Source organism: Devosia sp. Root413D1 (assembly GCF_001425235.1).
GTDB lineage: Bacteria > Pseudomonadota > Alphaproteobacteria > Rhizobiales > Devosiaceae > Devosia_A.
In genome coordinates, this window is the sequence record NZ_LMEA01000007.1 from 646104 (window position 1) to 662800 (window position 16697).

At 66.6% G+C, this 16697-nt stretch carries 14 protein-coding genes; 7 read left to right on the top strand and 7 right to left on the bottom strand.

Annotation, left to right across the window (positions count from 1 at the left end):
* Positions 1-57 precede the first annotated feature (57 nt).
* The 6 genes from cysP to ASC89_RS08100 form a co-directional block, all read right to left on the bottom strand.
* The gene (gene cysP / locus ASC89_RS08075; RefSeq protein WP_055996544.1) at positions 58-1056 is read right to left on the bottom strand and encodes a thiosulfate ABC transporter substrate-binding protein CysP; all 999 of its coding nucleotides are present in this window, start codon (positions 1054-1056) and stop codon (positions 58-60) included.
* Between the two features lie 184 nt (positions 1057-1240).
* Positions 1241-1396, bottom strand: coding sequence for a hypothetical protein (locus tag ASC89_RS28770; protein WP_197421256.1), 156 nt, complete (start codon positions 1394-1396; stop codon positions 1241-1243).
* Between the two features lie 93 nt (positions 1397-1489).
* Entirely contained in the window at positions 1490-3007 is a 1518-nt protein-coding gene (locus ASC89_RS08085) for a tripartite tricarboxylate transporter permease (RefSeq protein WP_055881493.1), read from the bottom strand.
* Positions 3007-3540 (bottom strand): tripartite tricarboxylate transporter TctB family protein, encoded by a 534-nt coding sequence (locus ASC89_RS08090; protein WP_055882524.1) that lies wholly within the window; start codon positions 3538-3540, stop codon positions 3007-3009. Before ASC89_RS08090 ends, ASC89_RS08085 begins: the two co-directional genes overlap by 1 nt.
* An 8-nt stretch (positions 3541-3548) precedes the next feature.
* The gene (locus ASC89_RS08095; RefSeq protein WP_055881495.1) at positions 3549-4499 is read right to left on the bottom strand and encodes a tripartite tricarboxylate transporter substrate binding protein; all 951 of its coding nucleotides are present in this window, start codon (positions 4497-4499) and stop codon (positions 3549-3551) included.
* A 236-nt stretch (positions 4500-4735) separates the two neighbouring features.
* Entirely contained in the window at positions 4736-5803 is a 1068-nt protein-coding gene (locus ASC89_RS08100) for an ABC transporter substrate-binding protein (protein ID WP_055996547.1), read from the bottom strand.
* Positions 5804-5892: 89 nt separating this feature from the next.
* On the opposite strand from ASC89_RS08100, the gene ASC89_RS08105 reads away from it, so the two are divergent.
* From ASC89_RS08105 to ASC89_RS08130, 6 genes are all read left to right on the top strand, one after another.
* Entirely contained in the window at positions 5893-6564 is a 672-nt protein-coding gene (locus tag ASC89_RS08105) for a response regulator transcription factor (RefSeq protein ID WP_055996550.1), read from the top strand.
* Positions 6564-7937, top strand: coding sequence for a sensor histidine kinase (locus ASC89_RS08110; protein WP_055996553.1), 1374 nt, complete (start codon positions 6564-6566; stop codon positions 7935-7937). The genes ASC89_RS08105 and ASC89_RS08110 overlap by 1 nt, the downstream gene beginning before the upstream one ends.
* Positions 7938-7999: 62 nt before the next feature.
* The gene (locus tag ASC89_RS08115; protein ID WP_055996556.1) at positions 8000-8758 is read left to right on the top strand and encodes a DeoR/GlpR family DNA-binding transcription regulator; all 759 of its coding nucleotides are present in this window, start codon (positions 8000-8002) and stop codon (positions 8756-8758) included.
* Between the two features lie 19 nt (positions 8759-8777).
* Positions 8778-9938 (top strand): MFS transporter, encoded by a 1161-nt coding sequence (locus ASC89_RS08120; RefSeq protein ID WP_244488417.1) that lies wholly within the window; start codon positions 8778-8780, stop codon positions 9936-9938.
* Positions 9939-10035: 97 nt separating this feature from the next.
* The gene (locus ASC89_RS08125) at positions 10036-10953 is read left to right on the top strand and encodes an AraC family transcriptional regulator (protein WP_082533235.1); all 918 of its coding nucleotides are present in this window, start codon (positions 10036-10038) and stop codon (positions 10951-10953) included.
* A 198-nt stretch (positions 10954-11151) separates the two neighbouring features.
* Positions 11152-12450: a winged helix-turn-helix domain-containing protein gene (locus tag ASC89_RS08130; protein ID WP_274532697.1), complete on the top strand. Its 1299-nt coding sequence runs from the start codon at positions 11152-11154 to the stop codon at positions 12448-12450.
* Here the strand turns inward: ASC89_RS08130 and ASC89_RS08135 are convergent.
* A complete protein-coding gene (locus ASC89_RS08135) occupies positions 12437-15058 on the bottom strand; it encodes a winged helix-turn-helix domain-containing protein (RefSeq protein WP_162247916.1) in 2622 nt (873 codons plus the stop codon). The two genes, ASC89_RS08130 and ASC89_RS08135, sit on opposite strands and share 14 nt — an antisense overlap.
* 217 nt (positions 15059-15275) lie before the next feature.
* Here ASC89_RS08135 and ASC89_RS08140 point away from each other — a divergent pair, with 217 nt between their 5' ends.
* A complete protein-coding gene (locus ASC89_RS08140) occupies positions 15276-16634 on the top strand; it encodes an MFS transporter (protein ID WP_162247917.1) in 1359 nt (452 codons plus the stop codon).
* Positions 16635-16697: the final 63 nt, after the last annotated feature.

Below are 16697 nucleotides of genomic sequence, written 5' to 3' on the forward strand. Positions count from 1 at the left end.
AAAGGCAACGGCGCGGGGTGCCTCCCGCGCCGTATCGAGGCTGGTCAAAGCCCGGCCCTACTGGTTGACGAACACCTTGTCGAGCAGGCCGCCTTCGGCGAAGTGGTCGGCCTTGATCTTGTCCCAGCCGCCGAACACGTCCTCGACCGTCACCAGGCGCACCTCGGGGAACTGCGCCTTGTACTTTTCGACTGCCGACGCCTCGTGGACGCGGTGGAACAGCGCGCCGGCAATGTCCTGGCCCTCGGGCGAATAGAGGTAGTTGAGGTAGGCAGTGGCGATCTCGCGGGTGCCGCGCTTGTCGACCACCTTGTCGACCACGGCGACCGGGAATTCGGCCAGCAGGCTCACCGACGGGATCACTGCGTCATACTGGTCGTCGCCGAGCTGCTTGATGGTGCCGAGCACTTCGGCCTCGAAGGTGATCAGCACGTCGCCGATCTTGTTCTCGACGAACGTCGTGGTGGCGGCGCGGCCGCCGGTCTCGAACACCGGAACGTTCGAGAACACCTTCTTCAGATACTCTTCGATCTTGACCTCGTCGCCGGCAAACGCCTCGGTCGCCCAGGCGCGGGCGGCGAGATAGGTGTAGCGGCCATTGCCCGAGGTCTTGGGGTTCGGGAAGATGATCTTGACGTCGTCGCGAGCGAGATCAGACCAGTCCTTGATGCCCTTGGGGTTGCCCTCACGCACGAGGAAGGCCGGCAGCGAGTAGAACGGCGAGGCGTTGTTGGCGAACTTCGACTTCCAGTCCGCGGTGACAAACTCGCCTTTGGCGAGCGTATCGACGTCGATCACCTGGTTGAAGGTGACCACATCGGCTTCCAGCCCCTCGAGGATCAGGCCGGCCTGCTTGGACGAGCCGGCATGCGACTGGTTGACCTTCACGTCGGCGTTGGCCGAGGCCTTGTAGGACGGGACGAACTTGGCGTTCACCGCATCGAACAGCTCGCGCGAAATGTCATAGGAGACGTTGAGGATCTCGGTAGTCTGCGCCAGCACCGGCGCGGTCCCCAGGAGAATGGCGGCAACGGCCGCAGTGAAAAGCTTGTTCATTATGCCCCAGCGGAAAAATCGGAATGAACCGAGGATTCGGTGAGGCGAGAAACACGAATCCGGCAGCCCGCGTCAAAGCCTAGTGCGTTGATCCGGAGGACTTATTCCCCTCGGGCAAGGCAAAGAGCATCGCGTTGCGTGGGACCGGTGCCGCGCGCAACGTCATTTCCAGCGCCTCGACCGGTCAGCGACCGATGGCGCGGAACTGTTTGGGCTCGATGCCCAAGGTACGCAGGTCGCGGGCGGTCGGAACGCGGCCGGCCTGCGTCGCGGCAGCGGCCGCGTTGGCAGCGCCGAAAATGCTGAAGACGTCACGGAGAAGGCTGGGCTTGCGGGTCATCTGGAGGTCCTTTCGTCCCCCCATAAATGGGAAGGCTTGCCTGCCTCCGGCAGTGGGCGGGAAGGCAGGCAAGCCATGCGTGTGTTGCAGGCGTCAGTCGTTGTCGGCAGCAACCGCCGCCAGCACTTCGCCCTTGCCGCGCGCCCTGAGGATCAGGGGCACGATCAGCGCCAGCGCCGCCAGCGCCAGCAGCGTCGCCGAGATCGGCGAGGTGAACAGCACCATCACATCGCCCTGCGAGATGGCCAGCGCCCGCCGCAACTGCTGCTCGGCCATCGGGCCGAGGATCAGCCCCACCACTACGGGAGCGATCGGGAAATGGAACAGCCGCAAGCCATAACCCAGCAGGCCGAAGGCCAGCAGCATGCCGAGCTCGAACACCGACGGGTTGGCGCCGATAGTGCCGAGCGTCGCGAACAGCAGGATGCCGGCATAGAGCCAGGGTTTCGGGATGGTGAGCAGCTTCACCCACAGCCCGATCAGCGGCAGGTTGAGGACAATCAGCATCAGGTTGGCGATCAACAGGCTGGCGATCAGGCCCCAGACCAGCTGCGGGTTCGAGGTGAACAGCAGCGGACCCGGCTGCAAGCCATATTGCTGGAAGCCGGCCAGCATGATCGCCGCGGTCGCCGAGGTCGGCAGCCCCAGTGTCAGCAGCGGCACCAGGGTCCCCGCGGCGGACGCGTTGTTGGCCGCTTCCGGTCCCGCCACGCCTTCGATGGCGCCATGGCCGAACTCCTCTGGGTGCTTGGAGAGTTTCTTTTCCGCCGCATAGGAGAAGAACGTGCCGATCTCGGCGCCGCCGGCCGGCATGGCGCCGATCGGAAAGCCGATAACGGTGCCGCGCAGCCACGGCTTCCACGACCGGGCCCAGTCCTTGGCGCTCATCCACAGCGAGCCGCGCACCGGCTCCACCGTTTCGGGAGCGCGCTTGCCCTGTGCCGCGACGAACAGCGTCTCGCCGATAGCGAACATGGCGACGGCCAGCGTCGTGACCTCGACGCCGTCGAGCAGGTCGGGAATGCCGAAGCTCAGCCGCGCCTGCCCGGTCTGCAGGTCAATGCCGATAATCCCCAGCGTCAGGCCGATGAACAGCGAGGTCAATCCGCGCAGGGCGGAATCGCCGAACGCCGCTGAGACGGTGACGAAAGCCAGCACCATCAGCGCGAAATACTCGCGCGGCCCGAAAGCGAGCGCGAACTTCACCACCCACGGGGCGAGGAAGGCGAGCGCGATGGTGGCGATCAGGCCGGCAACGAACGAGCCGATGGCCGCGGTGGCGAGGGCTGGACCACCCCTGCCCGCCTTGGCCATCTTGTTACCCTCGAGCGCCGTGACGATCGAGGCGCTTTCGCCGGGCGTGTTGAGCAGGATCGAAGTGGTCGAGCCGCCATACATGCCGCCATAGTAGATCCCAGCGAACATGATCAGTGACCCGGCGGGATCGAGCTTGTAGGTGACCGGCAGCAACAGTGCCACGGTGGTCGCCGGCCCGATGCCGGGCAGCACGCCGACGGCGGTGCCGAGCGTCACGCCGACCAGGGCGTACAACAGGTTGATCGGCTGGATCGCAACCGAAAGCCCCTGCAGCAGCAGGGCGAAGGTATCCATCAGCTGGCGCTCCCCGGAGCGGCCTTGAACGGCGCGGTGATGAGGTCAAAACCCTGGATCAACAGCTGCTCGGGCGGACCGGCGGGCAGCGTCAGCTGCAGCAGGCGGGCGAACACGAACCAGACGAAGCCCGAGATGAGGATGCCGCTCAGCAAAGCCAGCGGCAGTGAAACCTTGCCCAGGCCCCGCGCCGTCATGGCGAACAGGATGCCGGTGGCGATCGAAAAGCCGGTGAACTTGATCAGCGCCATCTGCGCGACAAGTCCGCCGACGATCCACAGTACGGGCGGAAAATCCTGCTGCTCGCGCTCGGGAAAATCGTGCCGATAGGCGGCAATTGCGGTCCAGATGGCGAGGCCGCCAAGGCAGATGGCGATCGCATAGGGAATGGTCTGCGGTCCGATCCGCGCATAAGCGCCACCGGCGCCCAGCCGCGAGGCGTCCCACGCCACCAGCAGCGCGAGAGCCAACAGACCCGCAGCGATGACCAGCGCCGCCCAGTCAGGGCGGCGCTGCTTGTTTGCCTGAGCCATGGGCTCGATCATTGCACGAGACCGACGTCCTTGAGAATTGCCTCGGTGGAGGTGATCTCAGTGGCCAGCTGGGTCTTGAACGCGTCACCGGCCAGGTAGGTGTTGTTCCAGCCCTTGGTCTCGAGGATCTTCGTCCACGAAGCCGAGTTCACCAGCTTTTCGATATCGGCACCGATCGCGGCGGTCTGCTCGGCGCTGAGGCCAGGACCGGCCCACACGCCGCGCCAATTCTGCACCACCAGGTCAACGCCGCCTTCCTTGAAGGTCGGCCCGTTGATGATGGCCACCTTCTCGGGCGACGAAACCCCGATGACGCGTAGCGCACCGGCTTCCACCTGCGACTGGAATTCGCCATAGCCTGAAATACCCACCGTCACCTGGCTGCCGAGCACGGCGGCGAGCGCTTCGCCGCCACCCGAGAAGGCCACGTAGTTGACGAGCTTCGGGTCGACGCCGACGGCCTTGGCAAAGAGGCCGGCGGTGATGTGGTCGGTACCGCCAGCTGAGCCGCCAGCCCACGACACCGAGCCGGGATCGGCCTTCAGTTTGGCGACGAGACCGGCGAGGTCCTGGATGTCGGAAGCCGCGGGTACGACGATCACTTCGTATTCGCCGGTGAGCCGGGCAATCGGCGTCACCGCGTCGAGGGTCACCGGCGCCTTGTTGGTGAGGATCGCGCCGACCATCACGTAACCGCCGACGATCAGCTTGGACGGGTTGCCATTGGCCTCCTGCACGAACTGCGCGAGGCCGATGGTGCCGCCGGCGCCCGGCACATTGGTAACCTGCACGTTGCCGGAAATGCCCTCGGCGGTGAGGGCCTCCTGCATCGAGCGGGCGGTCTGGTCCCAGCCGCCACCGGGCGCGGCAGGCGCCATGATCGAATAGTCGGCGGCAAAGGCCGCGGTAGGCAGCGCCAAGGCGCCCGCCAGCAAGGCAGTCGCGACGAGATGCTTCATTGCTTGTCCTCCAATGCGGCCGACGCAACGCCGACCGTCGTTATTTCGATCCAGGGGGGAATACCCCGCGATGAACAGCGCGGGCTGCCGCAGGGTTGCGGCAACGCTGATCAAAACTGCGGGGTCCTCCCAGACTCCTCGACCGGACGCTGTTGCGCCTCGGCCAGGTTGGACCAGAGCACAGCAAGCTGTCGTGAAGCTGACGCGCCCTCTCCCAGACGACGGGTGCGCCCTACCTACTGGATGCTCAGCGCGTCGTTCCAGCGGCGGATCAGCCGGGCCCGCTTCACCTGGTCGAGATAGACCATCAGTCCGGGGCTGACCGGTACCGGCCGGAGCTGGTTGCCCAGCGCCTGCTGCATGGCGTTGGCAGTGTTGTCACCGATGACGCTGGGGTTGAGTGCCGCGATCTGCAACTGCTGCGCCATGATCGTCTGGCCCTCGGCCGACATGAAGAAGGCGAGGTAGCGACGGCCCAGGTCCGGGTTGGCCGCGGCCTTCGGCACCAGCCCGATGCGCGAGGTGACGATGGTGTAGTCGGCCGGCAGGACAATGCCGAGATCGGGGTTCCGCGCCGCCGCCTCGGCGGCGTAGGAGCCGAGGATGTTGTAGCCGAAGACGAACCGGCCATCGGCGACGCGGTCGACGATCGCCGAGGTGGTCGAGTAGAGCTTGACCCCCGCCGCGCCCATCGCGCCGACCAGCGTCCAGAGGTCCGAATACTGCTCCTGGTCGCGCGAGAAGAACATGAAGCCGACGCCGGAGCGCTCGATGTCGTAGGTGCCGATCCGGCCATGGATCGCATCAGCATTGGCCTCGAGATACTGGATCAGTTCGGCCCGCGTCGACGGCGGCTTCGACCCGGCAAAGCTCGGCTTGTGATAGATGAACACCGCGGGCTCGTAGGTCAGCGCATAGGCGGTGTTGCGCCAGTTGGCCCAACGCGGCCAGCTCGCCGATAGCGGCACGCTGCTCTCCTGCGCATAGCCATCATTGGCCAGCTTCACCTGCAGGTCCATCGACGAGGAAAAGGCGAAATCGGCGGTCGGGCCCCCGGCATCGGATTCGGCAACGACCCGGTCGTAGATATCGACGGTCTGCAGGTCTTCGTAGGCCACGGCGATATCGGGATTAGCGGCCTGGAACGCTGCGATCATCGGGCGCGCCAGCGGCTCGTCGAGCGACGAATACACCGTCACCGTCCGCGCCTCGGCCGCTCCACCGAGCGCCGGAAACAGCTTCATCCCCTGGGCCAGGGTCGGAGACGTGACGAGCAGCAGGAGGATGGCGAACAGACGCAGCATGGCGCGACCATGCCCGCTCCCCTGCCTGCTCCACAAGGGCTATGGGCAACGCGCCACGCTCAAACTACCGTGGGCTCGGGGAGCGAGTGATGCGTATCTTGGTGGTGGAAGACAACCGGACCTTGGCCGATGGCCTCGCCGCGGTGCTGCGCGTCGCCGGCTATGCGGTCGATGTGGTGCATGACGGTGTTTCGGCCGACGCGGTGCTCACGACCGAAACCTTCGATCTGGTGGTGCTCGACCTGAGTCTCCCCGAGATGGATGGGCTCGATGTGCTCCGCCGCATGCGGGGCCGCCGCAACCCCTCCTCGGTGCTGGTCCTCACCGCCCGCGGGGCGCTCGACGAGCGGGTGCGCGGCCTCGACCTCGGCGCCGACGACTACATGACCAAGCCATTCGAAGTGTCGGAACTGGAGGCCCGCATCCGCGTGCTGCTGCGCCGCCAGGCCGGGCTGCACAACTCGAGTATCGCCTTTGGCAGCATCGAGCTCGATACCGTATCGCGCACCCTGTCGGCCTTCGGCCAGACGCTTGATATTCCGGCGCGCGAGTTGAGCGTGCTCGAAACGCTGCTGCACAAGGCCGGCAAGGTGGTGGCCAAGCAATCGATCATCGAATCGCTCGCCGCCTTCGACGACGACCTCAGCGAGAACGCGGTCGAGCAGTACATCTCGCGTCTCCGCCGCCGGCTCGCGCCTTACGCCCTCACCGTCCGGGTGGCGCGCGGGCTCGGCTATTATCTCGACCGGATCGTCGACTGATGATGACGCGGCCCTACTCGCTGCGCCGGCGCCTGCTGCTCTGGCTGATGGTGGCGCTGCTCGCCGTCGCGGCTTTGGCGGTGGTCGACACCTGGCGCGAGGCCCGCGACACCGCCACCTCGCTGTCGGATCGGGTGCTCGCCGGCTCGGTATTGGCGATCGCGGAGCGGGTGATCGTCACCGAGGACGGGGCGCTCGAGGTCGACGTGCCCTATGTGGCGCTGGAAATGCTGACCTCAGCGGCGCAGGACCGGGTGTTCTACCGCGTCGATGGCCCGGAGGGCTTCATCACCGGCTACCAGACGTTGCCGACCTCCGACGTCGCGACGGCCGACATCGCCTATTCCGACGCCAGCTTCCGCGGCGAGCCGATCCGGGTCGCAGTGCTGCGGCGGGCGGCGTCGTCAGGCGTCAGCGCTATCCCCTTCACCGTCACGGTGGCCGAAACCACCATTGCCCGCACGCAGCTGACGCAAACCCTGCTGGTGCGGTCCGCCATCCGCCTGGCCCTGTTGATTCTCGCCGCGGCGGTGATCCTCTGGCTCGCTGTGGGGTTCTCCCTCGCTCCGCTCTACCGCTTGCGCGACGCCATCTCGCGCCGCGCCCTCGATGACCTCAGCCCGATCGAGCAGCAGGTGCCACGCGAGGTGCAGGGACTGGTCGACACCATCAACTCCTTCATGACCCGGCTGTCGGCAGCGCTCGAGGCGCTTCGACACTTCACCGGTAATGCCAGCCACCAGCTCCGCACCCCGCTCACCATCATCCGCACACAGCTGGCGCTGGCGCTTCGCGCCGATACGCCGGCCGCAGCGCGCGAGGCGGCGCGAACCGCCGATGCCGCGGTCGTGCACGCCGAGCGCGTGCTGGCGCAGCTGCTGCTGCTCGCCCGCATCGATGAGGCCGCCTCCGATCGGCTGCAGTTCCCGGTCGTCGATCTGCACGAACTTGCACGAGATCGCACAGGCGACTACGTCGTCCGCGCCCATGCCGCCGAGATCGACCTCGGCTTTGACGGTAACGGCCCTGCCCTGGTCCGCGGCGACCCGATGCTGCTGGGCGAACTGCTCAGCAACCTGATCGAGAACGCTATCGCCTATGCCGGCCCGGGTGCCGAGGCAACGGTTCGCGTCGCCGCCGCGGAGGACGTGCTGCTCGAGATTGCCGATACCGGCAAAGGCGTTGCGCCAGAGCAGCTGGCCGCAGTGCAGAAGCGCTTCAGCCGGGGTGACAGCGACAAACCTGGCGCCGGCCTCGGCCTGCCCATCGTCGAGGAAATTGCTCAACTGCTCGGCGGTGAGCTGAGCGTCGCCTCGCCGCCAGGCGGCGGTTTCCGCGTGCAGCTCCGCCTCCCGATTGCGGGCCAGCACTAGCGGACAGTTGTCATTCGTGCGTCTTCGTGCAATATCATGCACAACCACGCACGGAGTCGCACATGCTCACCGACGAACGCCACGATGTGATCCGCGCCCTGCTGTTGAGCGATGGGCGCGTCGTCGCCAACGAACTCGCAGCGCGGTTCGGCGTGTCGGAGGACACCGTCCGGCGCGACCTGCGCGAACTGGCCAAGGCCGGCTACTGCCGGCGCGTCCATGGCGGCGCCCTTGCCCCGGCGCCGGTGGCGCTGCCGATCTCGGCCCGGGTGGAGAAAGACGCCGATGCCAAGACCCGCCTGGCGGCCGAGGCGGTAAAACTGCTGCAGCCGCGGCACACCGTGTTCATCGATGCCGGCAGCACCAATTACGCCATCGCCCGTGCCATCCCGCGCAACATGGAGCTGACAGTGGTCACCAACGCTCCCGCCATCGCCGCGGCGCTCGCTGACCACCAGCAGGTCACCATCATGGTGCTGGGCGGCGTCTACAACGGCGAACTCGGCAGCGTCAGCGGTAACACCACCGTCGAGGCGGTCGAGGCCATCTATGCCGATCTGGTTTTTCTCGGCACCTGCGCCATCGACCTGACGTTCGGTGTCTCCGCCCTTGATGCCGTCGAAGCCGAAGTGAAGCGCGCCATGGTGATGCAGAGCCGCGCCCTGGTGGTCGCTGCGACTGCCGACAAGCTTGGCCTCGCTGCGCCATTCCGGGTCGCGAGGCCCGAAGCGCTGACCCACCTGGTGGTCGAAGGCGATGCTGATCCCGGCCTGCTCGGAGATTTCACCGCCCAAGGCACCACCGTCCACCACGCCACCTAAGCCGCACTGGATCTCCGCTGTGACCGCCACCACGATCGCCTCCGACCGCCTCCTATCCGCCCGCCGCGAGCAGATCGCCACCCGGATGATATTCCTCGTGGTCGGCATCGTCATGGCCGGTTTCGCCCCGCTTGTGCCCTTGGCGAAACTCCGCCTCGGCCTCGATGAAGGCGCGCTCGGCCTGTTGCTGCTGTGCCTGGGCCTCGGCTCGATTCTTGCCATGCCGATCACCGGCATCCTGACTGCCAGGTGGGGCTGCCGCGCCGTGATCGCCGTCGCCTCGGTGATCATGATCGGCGCCTTCCCGTTCCTCGCTATCGCCGACAGCTGGCTCAGCATGGCGGTTGCCATCGCCGTCTTCGGCGCCTCCCTGGGCACGGTTGACGTAGCGATGAACATTCAGGCAGTGATGGTCGAGCGCGACAGCGGCCGACCGATGATGTCGGGCTTCCACGGCCTGTTCAGCCTCGGCGGCATCGCCGGGGCCGGTGGCATGAGCGCCTTGCTGGCGCTCGGCGGCCTGTCGCCGCTGGTGGCGGCCATCGCCGTCAGCGTCGTGTCGCTGCTGCTGGTTGGCTTGTCGCTGGGCGGGCTGCTGCCCTATGGCGACAATGGGCAGGAGAAGTCGCCGCTGTTCGTTCTGCCCAAGGGCGGCGTGCTGCTGCTCGGCATCCTGTGCCTCTTGACCTTCCTCGCTGAGGGCTCGGTGCTCGATTGGAGTGCCGTGTTCCTCACCTCGGTACGCGGCGCCGATATCGGCCTTGCCGGGCTTGGCTATGCCGCCTTCGCCGTGGCGATGACCGGCGGACGGCTCGCCGGTGATCGTATCCGGATGGCCCTGGGCGAGCGGCGCGTCATCGTGTTTGGTGGCCTGATCGGCGCCATCGGCTTCGCCGTGGTGCTGCTGGTTCCCTCGACTCATGCCGGGCTCGTCGGCTATTTCCTCGTCGGCGTCGGCGCCTCCAACCTCGTACCGGTGCTGTTCTCGGCCGCGGGTCGTACCCGGGACATGTCGCCCGGCCTCGCGATCACCGCCGTCAGCACGCTGGGCTATCTCGGCCTGCTCGCCGGGCCGGCACTGATCGGGTTCGTAGCGCACCTTGCCACCCTGCCCTTCGCCTTCGTGCTGCTCTCGGCCGCCATGCTGATGGTGGCGGCAAGCTACAAGGTCGCGAAATAGCGGATCGCACATCTGTGTATTGTACCGCCGCCGGCTTTTGACTGCCGGCGGCGGAAAACGTTATCCTGCCGCCAGGCAATCTCTCGAAGTACCCAGTATGCCGCTGCAAACGCGCGCGACGCCACCTGAGGGAGCGTCGTATTACAGTGCCGGGTTCCTGAGGCAGACGCTGGCGCACGGCGATCTGGTGGTGGCGCGGACATTTCAGGCCGAGCGACGGCCGATGCGCGACAACAGCCATACCGCTGAGACCTTCGGTATCCAGGACGCCATTCTCTGCACGGTGCACCTCAAGCACATGGACCCCGGTCACACCTGGTGGGACGGGCGGCACTTGCCGACTTCGGAAATGACCGAAGGCAGCCTCCACGTGCACGATCTGAGGTACAACTGGACCTCCGAACTCATCGACGCCTTCGACTGTGTGCATTTCAGCTTTCCGCAGGCCCTGCTGCGCGCCGTAGTGCTCGATGATCAGCCGGACTCGCGGATCGAGATCGCAGCCCGCACCTTCGACGCTGAACGCACCGACCAGACGTTGCTGCATCTGGCGCGATCCCTGTTGCCCGGCCTGGCACGACCGCAGGAGGTCAGCCGGCTGTTTGCCGATCACGTGATCTCCGCCGCGGCCGCGCATTTCACCTCGGCCTATGGTTCGGTGCGCCTGGTCAATCGCCGCAACGGCCGGCTGGCTCCCTGGCAGCAGGCCCGGGTGCTGGAGTACCTGGCGGCGCATCTCGACACCGACATCACGGTCAGCGAGCTCGCCGCGATCTGCCGGCAATCGTCGAGCCATTTTGCCCATGCGTTCCGGGCCACCATGGGCATGCCGCCGCATCGCTTCCTCCTCGGCAAGCGCGTCGGCCGGGCCATGGAACTGCTGGTGCACACCGATCAATCGCTCGGCGAGATCGCCGCCGCGTGCGGCTTTGCCGACCAGAGCCACTTGACCCGGGTGTTCAGCCGAACCGTCGGGGTCAGTCCCGGCAGGTGGCGGCATCAGCGGGCCGAATAGTTCAGCTCGCCGCCGAATTTGGCGCAGCTTTGTCCAAAGCCAGCAGGTGCGTTCAATGGCAGCCGGCGATCACCGACTAGTCCTTGCGGGAGGAACTAATCGGGACGTGGCCGCGTGCAAACCTGTTGCTCACGTGAAGGGGATACGCCGCAGGCACTGCAGCCGGGGCAGTATCGCTTCGGCCCCTTCGTGCTGGACGTGGCGCGCTCGATTCTTACCGAGAATGGGCGTCACATTCGGCTCGGCAGCCGTGCCATGAGCATGCTGGCGGCACTGGTGGCAGCGCGCGGCGAGCTGGTGCCGCGACGCCAGCTGATCGAGCGGGCCTGGCCAGAGACCTTCGTCGAGGCCTCGAACCTACGCGTGCAGATCTCGGCGGTGCGGCGGGCCCTCAACGATGATGGCCAGTCGGCAACCTACCTCATCAACGTCGCCGGCTACGGCTACCGTATCGGCGTCCCCGTCGAACAGGGCGACTGGCATGAACCGGCAGCACCTGGAGCAGCCCTGCCACGGCACCAGATCACCGCCATAGTCGGCCGCGATCGAGAGGTTGCCGCACTTGTCCGGGCAACCCGGCGATCGCGGCTGGTAACGCTGACGGGGCCCGGCGGCGTCGGCAAGACCACCATTGCCGCTGCTGCCGCTCAGCGGCTGCACGACCAGCACATGATGGACATCTGCCAGGTGGACTTTGCCGCGCTGGAGGCGCCAGAACTCGTACCGGCAGCCGCGGCGGCGGCGCTTGGGCTGGAGGTCGACGCCGACGCCGCGCTCCCGGCGCTGCTCGAATTCGCGCGAGCCCGCGCCTTGACCCTCGTTTTCGACAGCTGTGAGCATCTGTTGCCCGCTGTGGCGGCCCTGTCGCAGGCCATCCTCCATACCTGCCCCGATATCAGCGTCATCGCGACGAGTCACGAGGCGCTGGGGCTGGCGCTTGAACGGGTCATTCGGGTTACGCCACTCGCAGTGCCGGAGGCGACGACGACGCTGGAGGGTGCGCTGCGCTTCCCGGCCTGCGCGCTGCTGGTATGTCGCGCCCTCGCTATGCAGCCAACGCGGAAACTCGGTGACGCGGACGCCGTCACTATCCGCGCGCTGTGCGACCGGCTGGACGGACTGCCGCTGGCCATCGAGATCGCCGCGGCGAATCTGGATGTGCTTTCGCTCGCCGAACTGCTTGGGCAGTTGAGTTCCGGCCGCGGCCTGGACCTCGGCAACAGACGGACAGCGGCGGCTCGGCACCAGACCATGCGCGCCATGCTCGACTGGACGACACGCCGCCTGAGCGGCCCCGAACACCTGGCGTTGCGGAGACTGGCTCAACTCGCCGAGCCGTTCGACCTGCAAAGGCTGGAGCAGGCAGCCGGCGCCGACATCATCGCCAGGTTGATCCGGCGCAGCCTGCTCGTTCCGGTCAGGCAAGACGGTCGCTTGCTGTACCGGATGCTCGCCAGCACACGCCTTTACGCAAACCAACACCTCAACGAGGTGTAAGCGCCTCGATCGTCGCTTCGGCTCGGCGGCGCCAAGCGAGTGCGCCTTGCGCTTGGGCGCAGGCCATCGCGGCAACGGCACGGTCTTTGGCCTCCCGCCTGTCGGCGCAGGTCAAAGCCTCCGCACGCAGCACCTCGGGCGCATTCCAGCCAACGGTGCCGGCGGCGACGCGTTGACTGGCCAGCGGCGTCAGGAAGGCCGGATCGAAGGTCGGCAGCATATCGACGACTTTGCGGGGCAACTCCGGCAACGGGCTGATGCGACCCGAGCGACCCATGGAGCGCGCAGCCTCGAAGCCAACGATCCAGTCGTTCCAGAATGTGGTTCCGATCCGTACCGCGGTTTCGCGGAAACTGGCGAGAGATTGGTCCACGAAGTCGTAGTCCGCGGTCCACAGTCCAAGCGGCACCGCGGCCAGTGCCATGGTCTGGCACAGCGCTCCCGGATTGGCGCCGGCGTGCTCGATGGCACGCTGTACAAGCAGGTGGCTCCGCCCGATCTCGCCCTTGAGGAAGGCGATACGCGCCAGGATGATCCGCGCCGATACCCGATGGCTCACGTTAGAAAGCGGCAGGAACTCGTAGGGACAGGCCAGGACCTGCTCGGCAAGGTCTTCGGCCAGCAGATGTCGCCCGAGGAAGTGTTCGGCCTGGGAGCGCATCCGCATCGCCGTCAGCTTGATCTCGGGCGAGTGCAGCCTGTCGGCCGCCGCGTCCATGTCGGTCGCTGCGAGCAGCGTCTCGGGATAGTCGCCTGTGGTGATGGCCGCCCCGAAACGAGCCATGACGCCTTCCGGTACGACGTCTCCTGTCTCGGCTTCGATCCTTCGCGCACGGTTCGCGAGGGCGGCAAACGCACCGGTATCTCCCGATATGCTGGAAATCAGCACGGCGTGGACCAGGGAAAGCCGCAACGCGTCACGCCGGAGCGGCGCATCCGGCAGGTCCACGGACTCGAGCGCGGCCTCGATGTGCTGCAAGTACTCGCCGGTCAACGGAAATTGCTGGCCGAACTGCAGTGAGAGCAGGGTCAGCCGCTTGCCGATCATGCGGTCCCCATCGGGTGAGAACGCCCAGGCCAGCGCGGCCCGGGCGTCGCCGACGAGCCCGCCATAGCGCGCCATCCAGTCACTCCAGCCGACAGTGAGGATAGCTTCCTCTGCTCCGGCAAGCAGGTCGCAGCAATCCAGCGCGTGCCGACGGCGTACCGCATTGACGTCGGTTGCCTCGAGGAGCCGCTCAAGTGCGTAGGTTCGGGTGGTCTCCAGCAGCCGATAGCGCACGACATCGCCGGAGATATCGACCTGCAGCAGCGATTTGCGAGCCAGTGTAGCGACGGCGCGCAGCGTACCGCTGTCATCGAGTTCGCCACCCGCCGCGATGCCGATGGCGCTTTGCAGGGTGAAACTGGACTGGAACACCGCGAGGCGGTTGAGCACCAGGCGCGCTTGGTCATCGAGCGCAGCGTAGCTCCAGCCGAGCGTCGCCTCGAGGCTGCGGTGCCGAGGATTGGCGGTTCGCCGGCCCTCGGCCATCGAGAGGAACCGACCATCGAGCTGTGCCGCCAGTTCGCGGATGCTGATGACGTCGATCAGGCTGGCCGCGAGCTCGATGGCGAGGGGGATTCCGTCGAGCCGTCGACACAGTTCCGCAATGGCGCCGACCTCGGCGTCGGTGATCTGCATGGCGGGAGAGTTTGCCGCGGCACGCTCGAGGAATAACTCGACCGCCGGGTAGAGCGCCGCCTCCCCCACTGTCTCGAGGGTCTCCTCGGGAACGGCGAGTCCGGGCAGGCGGAACAGCGTTTCGCCGCTTGCCCTCAGGGCCTCCCGACTGGTGGCCAAAATGCTGACATTGGGGGCATGCGCCAGCAGCGCTTCGACGAGTTGCGCCGCCAGGTCGATCAAATGCTCGCAGTTGTCGAGCACCACCAGCAACTCGGCGTCGGCAAGGCTGCTGGCGATCTGCCGGAAGCTGTCGCGTTCGGACGCATCGACTCCCAGCGAGGCGGCGAGCCAGGTTCCCGCCTCCTCGATTGAGGTCACCGGTGACAGGTCGACGAACCGGACCCCACCGGCAAAACGCTCGGCGTTCCGCTCGGCCCAGGCGATCGCCAGGGTGCTCTTGCCGATGCCACCCGGCCCCGCCACGCTGACGAGACGAGAGCGCTGCAGGGCCGAGGACAGCGAACGCATCGCATCCTCGCGTCCCAGCATCCGCACGATCTGAGCCGGCAGCCCAAGCGCCATGCCCGGAGAAGCCGGCACGGAAGCGAGCGCCGGCCCGTGGCCGATCCGGCCGACGAAACGATAGCCGCGACCATGCTCGTTGACGATGAAGCGCGTGCCCGACTGGCCATCGCCAAGCGCTTTGCGCAAGGCGCTCATGTGCACCCTGAGGCTCGATTCATCCACCTGCATGCCGGGCCAGACCCGCTGCAGCAGCTCATTGTGGCTGACCACCTCCCCCGACCGCTCGATCAGCGCGATCAGCAGGTCCAAGGCTCGGCCGCCCAGCCGCAATTCGCTGTCGCGGTCAGTGAGCCGGCGTTCGGTCAGGTCGAGCACGAAGGGCCCAAAGCTCACCAAATCTGCTGCGGTCTGGGCCAAGGCGAGTAAGTCCGACGTGGCGCCATTGCCACGTTCCGAAGCTAGCCGGGCGAACATCCAACCACGAGCGAAACGATGTTAAGCGAATGCACCAAAGGCCTGCGATTGCGGGACTTAACAAGATTTAACGCCGCGCCGAGGGCGCCCCCGCATAGCCTCTGTGGAACGATACAAACAGGCGGGACGGGCCATGTCGATCGCAACCGGTCACATCGGAATGGATTTGACGAACGACACGGCGCCGAGGGCCTCGGCGGCGTCCATTGTCGAGCGCATGGATCGCCTGCCGCTCACCTGGATGCATCTGGGGATCGTTGCGATCGGCGCGTTCGGCTTCACCTTCGATCTCATGGAGGTGTCGCTCGGCAACGTGCTGTCGGCGGTGTTCAGCGCCCCGCCCTACGCCGTCGAGGCGGTGCAGCTCTCGTGGTTGCTCGCCGCCATGTATGTCGGCGCCATTCCCGGTGCACTCATCGCCGGGTGGCTGGCCGATCGCTATGGCCGGAAACAGGTGATGCTCGCCGTGCTGCTGGTGCTGTGCGTCACCTCCATCGCCGCCGCGGCGAGCCCTGACGTCAATACGCTGATCGTCTCGCGGATTTTGTCGGGGCTGGCGCTCGGCGCCTATCCGCCGCTGCTGTTCTCGTTCTTCACCGACTTCATGCCGCCGCGCCGCCGCGGCACGGTGATCATGATGACGGCCGGCATCGCGTCGCTCGGGCCGGTGCTGATGATCTTCCTCGTGCGCTGGCTGACGCCCATTCAGCCGTTCGGCGTCGAAGCCTGGCGCTGGGCTTTCATTCTCGGCGCTGTGGGCGCGCTGGTGGTGGCGATCTGCTTCCGTTTCGTGCCGGAATCGCCGCGCTGGCTGGTTGCCCGCGGCCGCATCCGGGAGGCCGAACTGGCGCTCGAAGGGTTCGAACGCTCGCGCGTCGCCATTCCGAATCCCCCAGGCGCTGCGCCGGTTCCGCCGCCGGTGGCGCATCCGGTCGATGCCGCCGACGCCAAGCCGAACCGCTGGCACTTCGTCCTGGTCGCAGCCATCTATTTTGCCTCGCCCTGGGGCACCGTAGCCTTCCCGCTGCTGATGGGCGCAGTGCTGATCGAGAAGGGCTTCGCGCTCTCCGACAGCCTGTTCTATGTCGGCGTCTCGATGTTCGGACCGGCGATCGGCACGATCATCGGATCGCTGTTCGTCGACAAGTTCGAGCGCCGGATCGGCCTCGTTGCCTTTGGCCTCGGAATGATCGTTTCCGCCATCGCCTTTGCCGCCAGCCTCAACCCGCTTTGGCTGATGGCTGCCGGCATCGCCTTCCAGCTACTGGCGATGATGCAGGTCCCGACCATGACCATTTACGCGGCGGAATTGTTCCCCACGGCATGGCGGGCACGCACCTCAACGGCGGCATGGTCGATCAACCGCCTCGCCTCGGCAGTGGCGCCGCTGGTGCTGTTGCCGCTTTTGAAGACGCATGGAATCTGGCCCATGTTCTCGGTGATGATCGCGATCCTAGCGGTCGGCATCGCAATAGTTTTCGTGGCGCCCAACGGCAAGGCCGGGCGCGCCGTCGACTGACAGGTATTGGTTTTTGCTGCAGCGGCCGCCGGCGCGATCTGTGTCGGCGGCCAAGCAGGTTTA

What these genes read in the sequence shown, in the direction of transcription:
- ASC89_RS08125 (WP_082533235.1), top strand. Translation starts at nt 10,036, where the DNA reads ATGCCGCTGCAAACGCGCGCGACGCCACCTGAGGGAGCGTCGTATTAC.
- ASC89_RS08115 (WP_055996556.1), top strand. Translation starts at nt 8,000, where the DNA reads ATGCTCACCGACGAACGCCACGATGTGATCCGCGCCCTGCTGTTGAGC.
- cysP (WP_055996544.1), bottom strand. Translation starts at nt 1,056, where the DNA reads ATGAACAAGCTTTTCACTGCGGCCGTTGCCGCCATTCTCCTGGGGACC.
- ASC89_RS08095 (WP_055881495.1), bottom strand. Translation starts at nt 4,499, where the DNA reads ATGAAGCATCTCGTCGCGACTGCCTTGCTGGCGGGCGCCTTGGCGCTG.
- ASC89_RS08100 (WP_055996547.1), bottom strand. Translation starts at nt 5,803, where the DNA reads ATGCTGCGTCTGTTCGCCATCCTCCTGCTGCTCGTCACGTCTCCGACC.
- ASC89_RS08105 (WP_055996550.1), top strand. Translation starts at nt 5,893, where the DNA reads ATGCGTATCTTGGTGGTGGAAGACAACCGGACCTTGGCCGATGGCCTC.
- ASC89_RS08090 (WP_055882524.1), bottom strand. Translation starts at nt 3,540, where the DNA reads ATGGCTCAGGCAAACAAGCAGCGCCGCCCTGACTGGGCGGCGCTGGTC.
- ASC89_RS08140 (WP_162247917.1), top strand. Translation starts at nt 15,276, where the DNA reads ATGGATTTGACGAACGACACGGCGCCGAGGGCCTCGGCGGCGTCCATT.
- ASC89_RS28770 (WP_197421256.1), bottom strand. Translation starts at nt 1,396, where the DNA reads ATGACCCGCAAGCCCAGCCTTCTCCGTGACGTCTTCAGCATTTTCGGC.
- ASC89_RS08085 (WP_055881493.1), bottom strand. Translation starts at nt 3,007, where the DNA reads ATGGATACCTTCGCCCTGCTGCTGCAGGGGCTTTCGGTTGCGATCCAG.
- ASC89_RS08110 (WP_055996553.1), top strand. Translation starts at nt 6,564, where the DNA reads ATGATGACGCGGCCCTACTCGCTGCGCCGGCGCCTGCTGCTCTGGCTG.